15 protein-coding genes are annotated in these 12,701 nt (G+C 60.4%); 8 read left to right on the top strand and 7 right to left on the bottom strand.

All coding sequences use genetic code 11. From position 1 onward, the window contains the following. Positions 1-27 precede the first annotated feature (27 nt). The 3 genes from ABD837_RS01615 to ABD837_RS01605 form a co-directional block, all read right to left on the bottom strand. Positions 28-681 (bottom strand): cytochrome c oxidase subunit 3, encoded by a 654-nt coding sequence (locus ABD837_RS01615; protein ID WP_345049488.1) that lies wholly within the window; start codon positions 679-681, stop codon positions 28-30. A 109-nt stretch (positions 682-790) separates the two neighbouring features. Next, positions 791-1,129 carry a hypothetical protein gene (locus ABD837_RS01610; protein ID WP_345049485.1) on the bottom strand — a complete coding sequence of 113 codons (339 nt, stop codon included), beginning with the start codon at positions 1,127-1,129 and terminating at the stop codon, positions 791-793. After that, the gene (locus tag ABD837_RS01605) at positions 1,122-1,376 is read right to left on the bottom strand and encodes a hypothetical protein (protein ID WP_345049481.1); all 255 of its coding nucleotides are present in this window, start codon (positions 1,374-1,376) and stop codon (positions 1,122-1,124) included. Before ABD837_RS01605 ends, ABD837_RS01610 begins: the two co-directional genes overlap by 8 nt. Positions 1,377-1,544: 168 nt before the next feature. Here ABD837_RS01605 and ABD837_RS01600 point away from each other — a divergent pair, with 168 nt between their 5' ends. Beyond that, positions 1,545-2,345: a TapB family protein gene (locus tag ABD837_RS01600; RefSeq protein ID WP_345049479.1), complete on the top strand. Its 801-nt coding sequence runs from the start codon at positions 1,545-1,547 to the stop codon at positions 2,343-2,345. Between the two features lie 76 nt (positions 2,346-2,421). Here ABD837_RS01600 and ABD837_RS01595 read toward each other — a convergent pair whose 3' ends face one another. Beyond that, the gene (locus ABD837_RS01595; RefSeq protein ID WP_345049476.1) at positions 2,422-3,798 is read right to left on the bottom strand and encodes a M23 family metallopeptidase; all 1,377 of its coding nucleotides are present in this window, start codon (positions 3,796-3,798) and stop codon (positions 2,422-2,424) included. A 126-nt stretch (positions 3,799-3,924) separates the two neighbouring features. Here ABD837_RS01595 and ABD837_RS01590 point away from each other — a divergent pair, with 126 nt between their 5' ends. Continuing rightward, positions 3,925-4,776 carry a hydroxymethylglutaryl-CoA lyase gene (locus ABD837_RS01590; protein WP_345049474.1) on the top strand — a complete coding sequence of 284 codons (852 nt, stop codon included), beginning with the start codon at positions 3,925-3,927 and terminating at the stop codon, positions 4,774-4,776. A gap of 13 nt (positions 4,777-4,789) precedes the next feature. Further along, positions 4,790-5,536, top strand: coding sequence for a (Fe-S)-binding protein (locus ABD837_RS01585; protein ID WP_345049472.1), 747 nt, complete (start codon positions 4,790-4,792; stop codon positions 5,534-5,536). A 334-nt stretch (positions 5,537-5,870) separates the two neighbouring features. Here the strand turns inward: ABD837_RS01585 and dapA are convergent, their stop codons facing one another. Continuing rightward, positions 5,871-6,755, bottom strand: a complete 885-nt coding sequence (gene dapA, locus ABD837_RS01580) for a 4-hydroxy-tetrahydrodipicolinate synthase (protein WP_345049470.1) — start codon at positions 6,753-6,755, stop codon at positions 5,871-5,873. Positions 6,756-6,891: 136 nt separating this feature from the next. On the opposite strand from dapA, the gene ABD837_RS01575 reads away from it, so the two are divergent. From ABD837_RS01575 to ABD837_RS01565, 3 genes are all read left to right on the top strand, one after another. Then, on the top strand, positions 6,892-7,824 hold the full coding sequence (locus ABD837_RS01575) for a polysaccharide deacetylase family protein (RefSeq protein WP_345049467.1): 933 nt from the start codon (positions 6,892-6,894) through the stop codon (positions 7,822-7,824). Between the two features lie 13 nt (positions 7,825-7,837). Beyond that, positions 7,838-8,002 carry a hypothetical protein gene (locus tag ABD837_RS01570; protein WP_345049465.1) on the top strand — a complete coding sequence of 55 codons (165 nt, stop codon included), beginning with the start codon at positions 7,838-7,840 and terminating at the stop codon, positions 8,000-8,002. Between the two features lie 118 nt (positions 8,003-8,120). Then, positions 8,121-9,083, top strand: a complete 963-nt coding sequence (locus ABD837_RS01565) for a S41 family peptidase (protein ID WP_345049462.1) — start codon at positions 8,121-8,123, stop codon at positions 9,081-9,083. 153 nt (positions 9,084-9,236) lie between these two features. Here ABD837_RS01565 and ABD837_RS01560 read toward each other — a convergent pair whose 3' ends face one another. Then, the gene (locus ABD837_RS01560) at positions 9,237-9,806 is read right to left on the bottom strand and encodes a hypothetical protein (protein ID WP_345049459.1); all 570 of its coding nucleotides are present in this window, start codon (positions 9,804-9,806) and stop codon (positions 9,237-9,239) included. A 21-nt stretch (positions 9,807-9,827) separates the two neighbouring features. Beyond that, positions 9,828-10,280 carry a peroxiredoxin gene (locus ABD837_RS01555; RefSeq protein ID WP_345049457.1) on the bottom strand — a complete coding sequence of 151 codons (453 nt, stop codon included), beginning with the start codon at positions 10,278-10,280 and terminating at the stop codon, positions 9,828-9,830. A 95-nt stretch (positions 10,281-10,375) separates the two neighbouring features. Here ABD837_RS01555 and ABD837_RS01550 point away from each other — a divergent pair, with 95 nt between their 5' ends. Both ABD837_RS01550 and ABD837_RS01545 read left to right on the top strand, forming a co-directional pair. After that, positions 10,376-11,074: a glycosyltransferase family 2 protein gene (locus tag ABD837_RS01550; protein ID WP_345049455.1), complete on the top strand. Its 699-nt coding sequence runs from the start codon at positions 10,376-10,378 to the stop codon at positions 11,072-11,074. An 87-nt stretch (positions 11,075-11,161) separates the two neighbouring features. Continuing rightward, positions 11,162-12,619, top strand: coding sequence for a glycosyltransferase (locus ABD837_RS01545; RefSeq protein ID WP_345049453.1), 1,458 nt, complete (start codon positions 11,162-11,164; stop codon positions 12,617-12,619). Positions 12,620-12,701 lie beyond the last annotated feature (82 nt).

Raw genomic sequence — 12,701 nt, 5'->3', positions numbered from 1 at the left:
TTTGCTTCGATGCTCAGCCAGCAGTCATCAATACATAAACAGGAACACGCCAAACAGCACCACCCACAGCACGTCGATGAAGTGCCAGTAAGTGCCCAGCAGGCGCAAATGCCGGCGGTGGTAGGGGTTACGGATGAAGACAAGTGTGCGCACGGCATCGCGCTCGGCGTGCACTACGCGCAGCAGTACGGCCAACAGCAGCAGCACGCCGCCGAGCAGGTGGGCTACGTGCAACGCCGAAATAAGGTAGAGAAACTGCCCGCTGCTCCGGCTCCCTTCGCCTCTGAACGCGACCCCGTTTTGCAATAGCTCACGCCAGCCCAGTACTTGCAGGCCAGCAAACACACAACCCAGCAGCAGCGTGGCTACCAGGCAGCGCGCCAGGCTGGGAAGGTCGTCCTGAGCATACAGGCGCGGGGCCTGGCCCATGGTGTAGCTGCTGACAAGCAGCACAATGGTACTGAGCGAGAAGTAGCGCGGCAAGGCGTAGAGCCCGGTGGTCACGCCACTGTTGAGGCGGGCCTGCACGTAGGCGGCAACCAGGATGGCAAACATGATGGCAATTGCCAGCATGCCCAGGTAGCCTGCCACCATCAGCGGCGGCAGGCGCTCGATGCGCCCAAACGAGGAGGCCCGGCGCCGGGCTCCAATCTGGTTATCGCGTTCGGAATCAGAATTCATTGGGGTAGCGCCAAGGGTGTAGCTACGAAACTACACAGGCCGGAATTAGTTGCATGCCGGCCGGCTTTTGCCCAAATGTTACGCACCCAACTTGTGAGCACAGCACTACTTACTTAAAAAAGGAGCCAATCTTGCCCAGCACGGCGTTGAGAGTGATTTTTGGCGTGCGTTGCACCCCAAACGTCACGTACGTTTTGCCGGCCACGCGCAGGTCAAGCACCCAGCCCAAACGGCGCATAAGGTCGTTGATTTGCTGCAGCGGGTCGGGGCCCGGGGGCTTGGGGGTTTTGGGCGCACCGGGGGCCTTGGGCGGACCCGCCGTGAGCTGGTCGAGCACCTGCTGGCTCGGAATGTTGAGGATGAGGTAGGTGCCCGCCGCTGCCAGTTGCAGGGCGTGCCCGTTCCAGCTAATCACCAGCTGAGCCTCGATTTCGAGCGCGCTAGGCACCGGGCTCGGCGGGACTGGCGGGCAGTTGGGCCTGCGAGGCGGCCGGAGCGGCGGTTTGCTCGCCACGGGTGCGGATGCGGAGGGAACCGTTCAGCTTCCAGGTGGCGGCGGGGGCACTGGGATTCTGCGGATTGGGCACCTGGAGCTCCATCTGGTCGAAGGCGCAGCTAAGCTCGACGCCGCCCGAGAGCTTGCCGAGCAGCGAGGCGGCCATGTCGGCCCAGTTGGGGGAAGTAGATTCGGGCATGATTACTGAGTTGAAGATGAAATAGGCTGCCAGCGAGCAGCGCGGCCGCAAAGTACGGCTCTGCGCCAGCTAACGCAAGGCTGCGGCCTGGGTTGCCCGCCACCTTGCTACGCCACCTGCCTATACATCGCTGTATCTTGCTCTCTCTGATTCTTCGCTCATTGCCCCATGCGTTATTTCTGCAACTTCCTCGGTTTATTCATTGGCCTTCATACCCTACACGCTACGGCTCAAACAGCGCCCGCTCCCACCGGCCCAGCTGTGGTATCAGACCTTTCCTTTAAGCAGGCGGGCGCGGCCTGCGCTCATCCATTCGGGCTTAGCACCGGCCAGCAGTTAGAATATCAGCTCCTTGATGCCAAAGGCAGACCAACCGGCTCGGTACGCTACCGGGTGCTCAGCATCAAAACCGACACGGCGGTTGTTGGCAAGAAAAAAAAGAAGGTGGCGACAACTACCGTCAAGCTTAAAAGCGGCTACTACGACCTTTCGAACCTCGTGCTGCAGCAGCAAGACCTCACCTACACCTGCCAGCGCGACACCGTGTACACCGATGGCCTGGGCGAAATCAACTACGAGGGTCTGAAGTCGTTTCGCGACCGCCTGCTGGCGCCTAGCGGCAAGCCTTTAGCCTGGCCCAACCAGCCCACGGCCAACACAGCCCTGCCCAAAGGGGGCGCAGAAGTGAAAGTAAGCAGCCCGTCGGTGGCCATTGCCAAGGTGAATACCACCGTGAAGTCGCGCAAGGTGCTGGCCGGCCCCGTGGCGGTTACCGTGCCAGCGGGCACCTTCAACTGCTACCCCGTCGAGAGCCAGCGCGAATTGGCTACCGCCGCTCGCGCCGACCTTATTCTGAAAAATACCGGCCGGGAGGTTGACTACTACAGCCCGGTCGTTGGCATCATCAAAACGGAGTATTACGACAAGAATGGCAAGCTGCTGCAAAGCCGCGTGCTGGCTAAAAAATAATTGCGGCAACGGCACCTGTGGCTCGCTCAGGAACTGGTGTTAGCCACAGGTAATTCTCTGGCAGCTGCGAGCAAAGCTAGATAGCCGCCCAACCGGTTTGCCCCTGCGGGCCGCGCAGCAGGCTGAAACCGTTGACTTCGCCCAGTACCACCACCGCCGTGCGGGCAGCCAACGCCGTGCAGGCTGGCGCAGTAGCCGCTGGCCGCCCCCGCAGTTCCAAGGCCACGGGCAGCAGTAAGCGGCGCAACGGCGCGGCTCCAGCCCCTACCACAGCCTGCGTAGCAATGTAGCCGATTTGCCCGGCCGGCGTTTGCACGCGCAACGCCGGGCCTTGCTGCCCCAATACCAGCAACGGCAGCTGCTTAGACAGCTTCATTGATTGACTGCTATTGTTAGCAGCAACGGTGGGCCGCAACGCAGCGCCTGTACGCAAGCGCACAAACTCGCCCCGGCGGTCGGGGCCGGCCTGGGGCGCTGGTGCACTGGCAGCGCGCTGCACAAAAGGGAACGGGTCGATAGCGCCCCGGCCGCTCTGGTAAATGCCGAAGTGCAAATGCGGCACCGTGGTGCGGGCGTTGCCAGTGTTGCCCACGAGGCCCAGGGTATCGCCGGCCCGCACGCGCTGGCCCGGGCTCACCAATTGCTTGTCGAGGTGGGCGTAGTAGAGGTGTTCGCCGTGGGCGGCGTCGGCCAGCCACACCACGCGGCCACCCAGCGCCGTTTCGCCGGTGCGGGTAATAAAGCCATCGGTGGCGGCCACGGCGGGCGTGCCACGCGGAGCAAAAATGTCAATTCCCTCGTGGCGGCGGGAACCGCCGTCGCGGTTGGCGCCCCAGAAGCTACCGGCAGCCGCATCGTTGCGACCGCCCACCGGAAACACGCTCAGGCTGGGTTCGCGGGCCACACGCAGGGTATAGCGACCAGCGGTTAGCAGCTCGGGCTGCACGCGCAGCAGGTGCTGGCCCGTGGTTTCGGCGCGGTAGCGAAAGTCCAGAACGACGGTATCGGCACTAGCGAGCGGGGCCCGGGTTTGGCCGGGCTGCACTTCAAACGCATCGAGGAAAACGCGGGCATTAACCCCGGCTGCGAGCGCAAGGCTGACGTGCACCTGTTCGCCGGCGCGCACAGCGTAGCGGTAGCTGGCAGCAGCGGGTACTTCGGGCCGGAAATAGCCGGTTTCGGCGAAGGGCAGCGGCACCACCAAGGAGTCGCGCAGGGCCTGGCCCGCGGCCGTAAGCCAAGCCCGACCAGCCGGGCGACGGTCGAGGCCCGATTGGGTTAGCTGGCGGACGTAGACCTGGTGCGGCGTCGATTTCTGAAAAATGGCCTGCAGGGTTTGTTGCTTGCCACAGCTGCCGAGCATGAGCATCAAGCCCGCCAGCACGGCCCATAACCAGCCCGTAAACGGCCGAATGGTCGGCCGCGCAATGGTAGAATCCACCTGAATTTGCATGGGTTCCGAACACGGGCCACCGCAAGCTGGTTCGCCTGGGTCGTGCCCATAACCTAGCTTAGCTGCCATGCGTGAGGTTGGCTGCTACCTTTACGGCTCATTCCCGCCCCTCACCTTCTCTCCATTATGAAGCTCATCGAATGCCCGCGCGATGCCATGCAGGGCCTCACCGAATTCATTCCTACTGCTACCAAAACGGCTTACCTCAATGCGCTGCTGGCGGTAGGGTTTGACACCCTGGACTTTGGCTCGTTTGTGTCGCCCAAGGCGATTCCGCAGCTGCGCGACACGGCCGAAGTGCTGGCCGGGCTCGATTTGAGCCAGACGAAAACCAAGCTGCTCGCCATCGTAGCCAACCGGCGCGGGGCCGAAACCGCCGTACAGCACCCCGAAATCAGCTACCTGGGTTTTCCCTTATCGGTGTCGGAGACTTTCCAGCGGCGCAACACCAACCAAAGCACTGCCGAGGCCCTGGCCGACGTAGCCGCCATGCACGAGCTATGCGAGGGGAGCGGCAAAACACTGGTAGCCTACCTGTCGATGGGTTTCGGCAACCCCTACGGCGACGCCTGGAGCCCGGAAATCGTGACCGATTTCACCGAGCAGCTGGCCCGCCTGGGCGTCCGCATCGTGGCCCTTTCCGATACCATCGGGGCCAGCACGGCGGCTACTATTGCGCCTCTTTTTTCGGCCTTGATTCCAGCTTTTCCAGCGATTGAGTTCGGGGCTCACCTGCACACTACCCCCACCAGTTGGCGCGAAAAAGCAAGCGCCGCCTACGAAGCTGGCTGCCGCCGCTTCGACGGGGCCATTGGCGGTATTGGCGGTTGCCCCATGGCAGCCGATGAGCTCACCGGTAACATGGCCACCGAAAATCTGCTGGCTTACCTAGCTGAACAAGGTGTTAAAACGGGGTTGGATATGGCCGCATTCGGCCGCGCTCAGGCGATGGCCGCCACCGTGTTTCCCAGTCATTAATCCCTTTACCGTCATGCCCATTACCGTCGACATCTTCATCCCCTGCTTCGTCGACCAGCTCTACCCTGCCACGGCCCTGAACATGGTGAAGGTGCTGGAGCGCCTGGGCGTGCACGTCAACTACAACCCCAACCAAACCTGCTGCGGCCAGCCGGCCTACAACGCCGGCCACCATCCGGCAGCCCGCGCCGTAGCCGAGAAATTTCTGGAGGACTTTGCTGCCCCGGCCACCGACACCGGGCGCTACATTGTGAGCCCGTCGGCCTCGTGCGTGGGCATGGTGCGCAACAGCTACAACGAGCTATTCGCCGAAACGCCGGCCCGGCAAAGCGCCTGCCGGGGCGTGCAGGGCCGCGTGTATGAGCTGACGGAGTTCCTGGTGGGCGTGCTGGGCATTACGGCCGTGCCGGGGGCCCAATTGGCCGGCACCTATACTTACCACGACTCCTGCTCGGCGCTGCGCGAGTGCGGCATTGGCCCAGGCCCACGCCAGCTGCTGGACGGCGTGGTGGGCCTGAAGCGCATTGAAATGGCCGAAACCAGCACCTGCTGCGGCTTCGGCGGCACCTTTGCCGTGAAGTTTGAAGCCATTTCGGTGGCCATGGCGCAGCAGAAAGTGGAGCACGCCCTCGAGACCGGGGCCAACTACCTAATAAGCACCGACGTGAGCTGCCTCATGCACCTCGAATCTTACATCAAAAAGGAGAACCTGCCACTTAAGTGCCTGCACATAGCCGATGTGCTGGCCAGCGGTTGGTAATAGGTGCTGCCTGTCGTTACGAATGGAGCACAGCGCAATGCGGCAATCCGTCCTGTTGAAACCAGAGAGTCTCTTAAGTAGTCACGCACAAGTAACCGTCATGCAGAGCGCAGCGAAGCATCTCGCTCGCATCGTGAAACGATTGATTTACTGCTACATGCGAGATGCTTCGCTGCGCTCTGCATGACGTTCTTTTACTCGTTTACTTTTACGCACCTACTTAAAACATAAAGGCCCAACACTGCACAGTGCTGGGCCTTTTCACAATATGTAGGGTTATCACATCAGGAGGACGGATTGCCATGGTGCTCCATTCGCAATGACAGGCAAAATCTTACAGCGCTTTGCGAATCCGGTCTTTCAGGCCTTCGGTGGCTTCGAGCAGAGGCAGGCGTACGGCGGCTCCGCACACGCCCAGGCCTTCGAGGGCAGCCTTTACGCCCACGGGGTTGCTTTCCTCATACATGAGGGGGTTGAGGGGCAACAGGCTGAAGATGCCGGCGCGGGCGGTAGCAAAGTCGCCCGCCAGGGCGGCGCGGGTGAGTTCGGCGAAGCGTTTGGGGAAAGCGTTGGCCAGCACTGAAATAATGCCTTCAGCCCCGCAGGCGATGAGGGCGGGCGTGAGCATGTCGTCGCCCGAGAGGAGCAAAAACTCTTTGGGCTTGCCAGCAGCAATGGCCATGCACTGCTCCATGTTGCCGCTGGCCTCCTTGATGCCGATGATGTTGGGATGGCGCGCCAGGCGCAGCGTGGTCTCGGCGGTGAGGTTGGACGCCGTGCGGCCCGGCACGTTGTACAAGATGATGGGCAGCGGGCTGGCGTCGGCCAGGTGGGTGTAGTGGGCAACGAGGCCGGCCTGGCTGGGTTTGTTGTAGGCGGGGCTGGCCGAGAGAACAGCGGCCACCCCTTTTAGGTCGGTGGTGCGAAACAGCTCCTCAGTGGCAACGGTATCGTTGCCGCCGATGCCGTACACCAGTGGCACGCGGCCGGCTACGTGCTTTACGGCTATGCGCAGCAGTTCAGCCCTTTCGGTGGCCGTGGTGGTGGGCGACTCGCCAGTGGTGCCGTTTACCACGAGGTACTCTACACCGCCATCGATGCAGAAATCGAGCAGATGCCGCCAGCCGGCGTAGTCCACGGCCAAATCTCGGGTGAAGGGCGTGACCAGGGCCACACCGGTGCCATGAAATGCGGGAAGACGGGAACCAGGAGTGCGCATGCCGGGAGTTTGGGCGTTAGTTTTGTGGGCTGCAAAAGTAGCAGGTCGGCCCGCTATTTGGCGGCGCAAGTTTGCACGTTTCAGTATTCACCCCCATTTCACTCCCCGGTTGCGAAGTCCAGCTTCGTGTGTTTCAATGAAAGTTTCCCTTGCTTCCCTCCTGCTCGCTGCCCTGACATTGGCTGCCTGCGACTCCAAAACCGCCACCACCGGCGAATCGGCCACCAGCAAAGCCACCGTGGGCGCCGCCGATTCGTTGGTAACCGACCCGGCCCTGGCCAAAACCTCGGGCACCCAGGCCACGGCCACCGACGAGGCCAACGCCACGCCCGCGCCCGACCCCAAAACCATTCCGGCAGGCAAGGCTACCGATGCGGCCGGCATCCTGGCCCGTCCGCAGGTGCCCATTCTGTGCTACCACCAGATTCGCGACTGGACGGCCCGCGACTCGAAGGGCGCCAAGGACTACATCGTGCCCATCGCGGCCTTCAAGGCGCAGATGAAGATGCTCGCCGATTCGGGCTACCACACTGTTTCGCCCGACCAGCTGTACGCCTACATGACTACCGGCGCCAAACTGCCGAGCAAGCCCATCATGCTCACGTTTGATGACACCGACCTTGACCAGTTCACCGTTGCCCGCCCTACACTGGAGCAGTACGGCTACAAGGCCATGTACTTCGTGATGACCGTTAGCCTTGGCCGCCCGCACTACATGACCAAAGCCATGGTGAAGCAGCTTTCCGATGAGGGCAACGTCATCGGCTCGCACACCTGGGACCACCACAACGTAAAGAAATACCAGGGCAAAGACTGGGAAACTCAGATTGACAAGCCCACCAAAACGCTGGAGGAAATCACGGGCAAGAAAATCAACTACTTCGCCTACCCCTTCGGCCTCTGGAACACCCAGGCGTTCCCCGAGCTGAAGAAGCGCGGCTTCGTAGCCGCTTTCTCGCTCGCCGAAAAGCGCGACCAGCAGGACCCGCTCTTCACCATCCGCCGCATCATCGCCAGCGGCTACTGGAGCCCCAAAACGCTGCGCAACAACATCGTGCAGTCGTTCTAGTCCCGAACGGAAGATGATTTCCCGGTCCGGCCCTGCCCGCATCTGGATTCGCGAACTGGCCTGGCTGCTTGGCAGCTGGGCTTTTTCGTGGGCTTTGCTGAACCAGCTGCTGGGCTATAAGTACCTGTGGCACCCGGAACTGGATATACAGATGCACAATACCTTCTTCGTGTTTTAGCCGCTGCTGTTCACGACCTTGGTGTTTCTGCCCGTGGCAACGGTGGTTACCGGTGTGCGGGTGCTGGTGGGCGCTTTTCGGCACTTCGGGCCGCTTTGTTTTAATATGACACGCAAACATGACGGTCAAGCTCTGTATTTTATTCTTCGTTTTTGCCTCTTGTAGTGCAGAACGTAAGCCCCCCTCACCTGCGGTGCGGAAATATTTGGAGGAGGTAGTCAGTATTATGCAAGCCAATTCCATTAATCGGGCGGCAATAAACTGGGTAGATTTCAAGAAGAACCTGCTAGCGGAAGCAAGCGGCGCCAAAACAATTGAGCAGGCCTATCCAGCGGTTGTATTTGCCATCGTTGCCTTGGGCGATAAGCACAGTTTTTTTGTACCCGCCCGCCCGGTGAAGGGCCCCGAACTACCCACTCCTAAGCAGCCCCCGATATACCTCGACGAGCCGGTTCCTGGGGACATCGGCTACATTAGAATTCCTTGGGTTGTCGGCAGTCAGGAAAAGCTGGACGCGTATATAACTAGCGTGCAAGCCCAAATCAAGGAGCGGGATAAGCGGGAGTTAAAAGGCTGGCTCGTGGATTTGAGAGGGAATATGGGGGGTAATATGTGGCCGATGCTCGTGGTGGCAGGGCCGATTTTGGGAGAAGATACACTTGGCTATTTTTTTGACTCGAATAATATTAAAACCGCGTGGCGGTACGAAAAAGGCAAGGCGTTGCTGGACGGCGACGTACAGGCCGAAACAGCCAATTATTATACGCTTAAGTCTGCCCAACCTGTAGTGGCCGTGCTGACGGATACCCTAACAGCCAGTTCGGGAGAGGCGGTCGCGGTTGCCTTCAAAGCCAGAAAGCACACCAGAAGCTTTGGGGCGGGCACGTGCGGAGTATCTACCTGCAATAGCTCCTTTTATTTATCCGATGGGTCCATTATCTGGCTGACAACCGCTGTGCTCGCCGACCGCCGCCTGGTACCGTATGGCCACTCAATAGCACCCGACGAGCCGCTCAAGCCAACAGAAGTAGTGCCGCGAGCCGTTCGCTGGATTAGAGAAGAATACAAAGCGAAGAAATAAGTGACTTGGCTATAAAAACTGTAACATCTTTACTGACTTGATGCCAGATAAAATTCTTTACAAAAATACTGTCTTGGTTACACTGGTGAGCCTTTGGACGGTGCCAGGGCTGCTTGTTGCGGGCCGGCTGGTACTGGGCTGAAACCAATATTCTCAACCCCAGCGACTAGCACCTGCCGGATTATCGCGCAAGAGTAGTTCGATTGTGCGCGTAATTTCGTCGCTCCATATCACGTTGCGGATGAAGTCGATGGCAAGCACAGTTTTGCCGTCAGCTTCGCCATATTGGGTGTATACCTCTAGCAGCAGTTCGTCGTCACTTACATCAGAAACATAGCCGTAGAAATCGTAATCGCCACCAGTTTCGAGGAACACCAACTGCCGAGACTGTTGAGCCTTTTGTAACAAGCTGGTCATAGTCAGGTAATCGGTGGCCGAAACATCAGGCGTAGTGGGCTGTCCGATGGCAATTTCGGGGTTGTGCTCTTTGAATTCGACCAAACGGATGTAACGGTCATCGAAATCAACCCGCGAAATATCCTCCATTTTGATGCTCCGCACACCCGTGAGCAGCCCTTGCCGGGTGATGCTTCGCAACAGCAGTAATTCTGGGTTTAGGTTGAGCACGTAGCCTAGAAAGGTATTCCCGCTGGTGGTATGCAGCGAAATCATCTTCTGGCTAGACTGCGCCTGACTAATCTGGTCAATGAGGAGTGTTCCCATGATAGAAGTGGTATAAAACGCCTATTTCAGCCCCTTTAGAACGTCCATCGCATTGCTCACGTGGTCGGTGGCGCCGCTCAGGGAGTTGAAGATGTACTGGACAACACCTTTTTTGTCAATCACGAAGGTAACGCGGCCGGGCAGCAGGCCCAGCAGGGCGCGGGGCACTTCGTAGAGCTTGCGCACTTTGCCTTCGGTATCGGCCAGCAGCTCGAAAGGCAGGCGGTGCTTCTGGGTGAATTTCTGGTGCGACTTCTCGCTGTCGGAGCTGATGCCTACGACTTCAGCGCCCAAGTCCTTAAAGTCTTCGTACTGGTCACGGAACGAGCAGGCTTCGGCGGTGCAGCCGGGGGTGTCGTCTTTGGGGTAGAAATAGAGAACGACGTGGCGGCCGCGCTGGTCGGCCAGGCGAAATGGCTGGCCGGAAGTGGTGGTGAGGGTGAAGTCGGGTGCGGGCTGGCCTACCTGAAGCATGGTAAAAACGTTGAATTGAGCCCGCAAAGTACGGCCCGTGTAAGTCTTTGTGGGCAAAGGCGTCATCTTTGTAACCCGTCAGCCTACTCTCTTTCATGCCGCAGCCCCGCATCAGCGTTATCATCCCGGCCCACAACGAGGCGGGGGCCATAGCGTTGGTGCTGGCCGAAATTCCGCAGGGGCTTGCCCACGAGATAATTGTAGTCGACAATAACTCGACAGATGGCACCGGCACTGTTGCCCGTGCCAGTGGCGCCACCGTGCTGCACGAGCCCCGCCCCGGCTACGGCTACGCCTGCCTGGCGGGCATGGCCCACGCTTTCGGTCCCCACAAATCCAAGTGGCCCGACCTCGTCGTATTTCTCGACGGCGACCACTCCGATTTTCCCGAACAAATGCCCGAACTACTCGCCCCGCTCCTGCGCGGGGAGGCCGATATGGTCATTGGCTCGCGGGCCCTGGGCGAGCGCGAAAAAGGTTCGCTCATGCCCCAGCAGCGCTTCGGCAACTGGCTGGCTGCCCGTCTGCTGAATATGCGCTACGGCGGCAAGGTCACCGATTTAGGCCCGTTTCGGGCTATTACGGCCAGTGCGCTCCAAGCCATCGGCATGGAAGACAAAACCTACGGCTGGACGGTTGAGATGCAAGTAAAAGTTGCCCGCCTGGGCCTGCGCACCGTGGAAGTGCCGGTGCGCTACCGCAAGCGCATTGGTACCAGCAAGGTGTCGGGCACGGTGAAGGGCACGCTGGGGGCCGGCTACAAAATTCTCTGGACGATTTTCAAATACTGGTAATTCGGGCCACTGGGCAGGGTTTTGGCCCGCACAGACCAGGCGCCACACTTTTCTCGCTTTGTTGCACGCTTACGTTTCCTGTTTCTGATGGCGGTACTGCCAATTTTGCTGGTGGTGCTCTACGTGCTGTGCCTGCTGTTCATTCTGGGCTTCAGCGTGGGCCAGTGGCAGCTCACACGGCTGGCGCTGCGGGCCTATAAACAAGGCCTGCCGCCTGCCCCGGCCGCGCCGTCCACTTGGCCTTCGGTATTAGTGCAGCTGCCGCTTTATAACGAGCAAAACGTGGTGGAACGCGTCATCGACGCCTGTGCCGCACTCGACTACCCGGCCGACCGGCTGCACATTCAGGTACTCGACGACTCGAACGATGCTACCGTAGCGCTGGCCGCGGCCCGCGTGGCGCACCACGCGGCTCGTGGCCTGCACATCAGCCACGTGCGGCGGCCCGACCGCCACGGCTTCAAGGCCGGGGCGCTGCGCTTTGGGCTCGAAGGCAACACCGACGAGTACGTGGCCATTTTCGACGCCGACTTCGTGCCCGAGCCTGATTTCCTGCAGCGCGTCATGCCGTATTTTTTGCCGGATGAGCAGATTGGCGTGGTGCAAACGCGCTGGGGTCACCTCAACGAAAACGAGGACCTGCTGACCCGCCTGCAAGCGTTTGGGCTGAACGCCCACTTCCTCATTGAGCAGGTGGGCCGCACGTTCGCGGGTTACTTCATCAATTTCAACGGCACCGGCGGGGTGTGGCGGCGGGCCTGCATCGACGACGCCGGCGGCTGGCACACCGATACCCTCACCGAAGACCTCGACCTGAGCTACCGGGCCCAACTGCGCAACTGGCGCTTCGTGTACCGCCCCGACATTGTGGCCCCCGCCGAATTGCCGGCAGTGATGGACGCCCTCAAATCGCAGCAGTTCCGCTGGACCAAGGGCGCGGCCGAGACCGCGCACAAGCACCTGGGCCAGATGTGGCGCTCGCAGCAGCCGCTGGCCGTGAAGCTGCAGGCTACGTTTCACCTGCTCAACAGCTCGGTGTACATCGTCATCATGCTCATGGCTTTGCTTAGTGTGCCCCTGGTGTTCGTGCGGGCCCAGCACCACGAGTTTAAAGCGGTGTTTCAGCTGGCTTCCGTCTTTCTGATTGGGTTTACGCCACTCATCTATTACTACTACACTGCCTGGCGACTGGCTCACCCCAACAAGCCGCTGTGGCGCTACCCGGGGTTCTTTTTGCTGTTCCTGTCGGTGTCCATGGGCTTGTCTTTGCACAACGCCCGCGCCGTTATGCTGGGCTGGCGGGGGCAGCGCACGCCCTTTGTGCGCACCCCCAAGGCTGGCAGCAAAGGTCCGGGCAAGCGCCGCCGCTACCGCACCGGCGGCGTGGGCGCCCTGGTAGTAATGGAAGGCCTATTGGCGCTGTACTTCGCCTTCGGACTGGCCGCCGGCATCTACTTCAACGACTTTGGCCTCCTGCCCTTCCACACGCTGCTAACCATTGGCTTCGCAGCCATTTGTTACTACTCGGTGCATGACGATAAGTAGGTTGCTAGTTGCCCGTCTCCGGTGCTTGCTGGTGAAGAGCCTGCCCGCTGACGTCCAGCTTTCTATCCTCGAATTTCAACCT

The sequence above is a fragment of the Hymenobacter glaciei genome, assembly GCF_039539585.1.
Taxonomy (GTDB): Bacteria; Bacteroidota; Bacteroidia; order Cytophagales; family Hymenobacteraceae; genus Hymenobacter; species Hymenobacter glaciei.
Note: the sequence above shows the minus strand (reverse complement) of the source record. Positions and strands in the feature narration are given on the sequence as shown.

What these genes read in the sequence shown, in the direction of transcription:
- ABD837_RS01615 (WP_345049488.1), bottom strand. Translation starts at nt 681, where the DNA reads ATGAATTCTGATTCCGAACGCGATAACCAGATTGGAGCCCGGCGCCGG.
- ABD837_RS01605 (WP_345049481.1), bottom strand. Translation starts at nt 1,376, where the DNA reads ATGCCCGAATCTACTTCCCCCAACTGGGCCGACATGGCCGCCTCGCTG.
- ABD837_RS01600 (WP_345049479.1), top strand. Translation starts at nt 1,545, where the DNA reads ATGCGTTATTTCTGCAACTTCCTCGGTTTATTCATTGGCCTTCATACC.
- ABD837_RS01595 (WP_345049476.1), bottom strand. Translation starts at nt 3,798, where the DNA reads ATGCAAATTCAGGTGGATTCTACCATTGCGCGGCCGACCATTCGGCCG.
- ABD837_RS01590 (WP_345049474.1), top strand. Translation starts at nt 3,925, where the DNA reads ATGAAGCTCATCGAATGCCCGCGCGATGCCATGCAGGGCCTCACCGAA.
- ABD837_RS01585 (WP_345049472.1), top strand. Translation starts at nt 4,790, where the DNA reads ATGCCCATTACCGTCGACATCTTCATCCCCTGCTTCGTCGACCAGCTC.
- dapA (WP_345049470.1), bottom strand. Translation starts at nt 6,755, where the DNA reads ATGCGCACTCCTGGTTCCCGTCTTCCCGCATTTCATGGCACCGGTGTG.
- ABD837_RS01575 (WP_345049467.1), top strand. Translation starts at nt 6,892, where the DNA reads ATGAAAGTTTCCCTTGCTTCCCTCCTGCTCGCTGCCCTGACATTGGCT.
- ABD837_RS01570 (WP_345049465.1), top strand. Translation starts at nt 7,838, where the DNA reads ATGATTTCCCGGTCCGGCCCTGCCCGCATCTGGATTCGCGAACTGGCC.
- ABD837_RS01565 (WP_345049462.1), top strand. Translation starts at nt 8,121, where the DNA reads ATGACGGTCAAGCTCTGTATTTTATTCTTCGTTTTTGCCTCTTGTAGT.
- ABD837_RS01560 (WP_345049459.1), bottom strand. Translation starts at nt 9,806, where the DNA reads ATGGGAACACTCCTCATTGACCAGATTAGTCAGGCGCAGTCTAGCCAG.
- ABD837_RS01555 (WP_345049457.1), bottom strand. Translation starts at nt 10,280, where the DNA reads ATGCTTCAGGTAGGCCAGCCCGCACCCGACTTCACCCTCACCACCACT.
- ABD837_RS01550 (WP_345049455.1), top strand. Translation starts at nt 10,376, where the DNA reads ATGCCGCAGCCCCGCATCAGCGTTATCATCCCGGCCCACAACGAGGCG.
- ABD837_RS01545 (WP_345049453.1), top strand. Translation starts at nt 11,162, where the DNA reads ATGGCGGTACTGCCAATTTTGCTGGTGGTGCTCTACGTGCTGTGCCTG.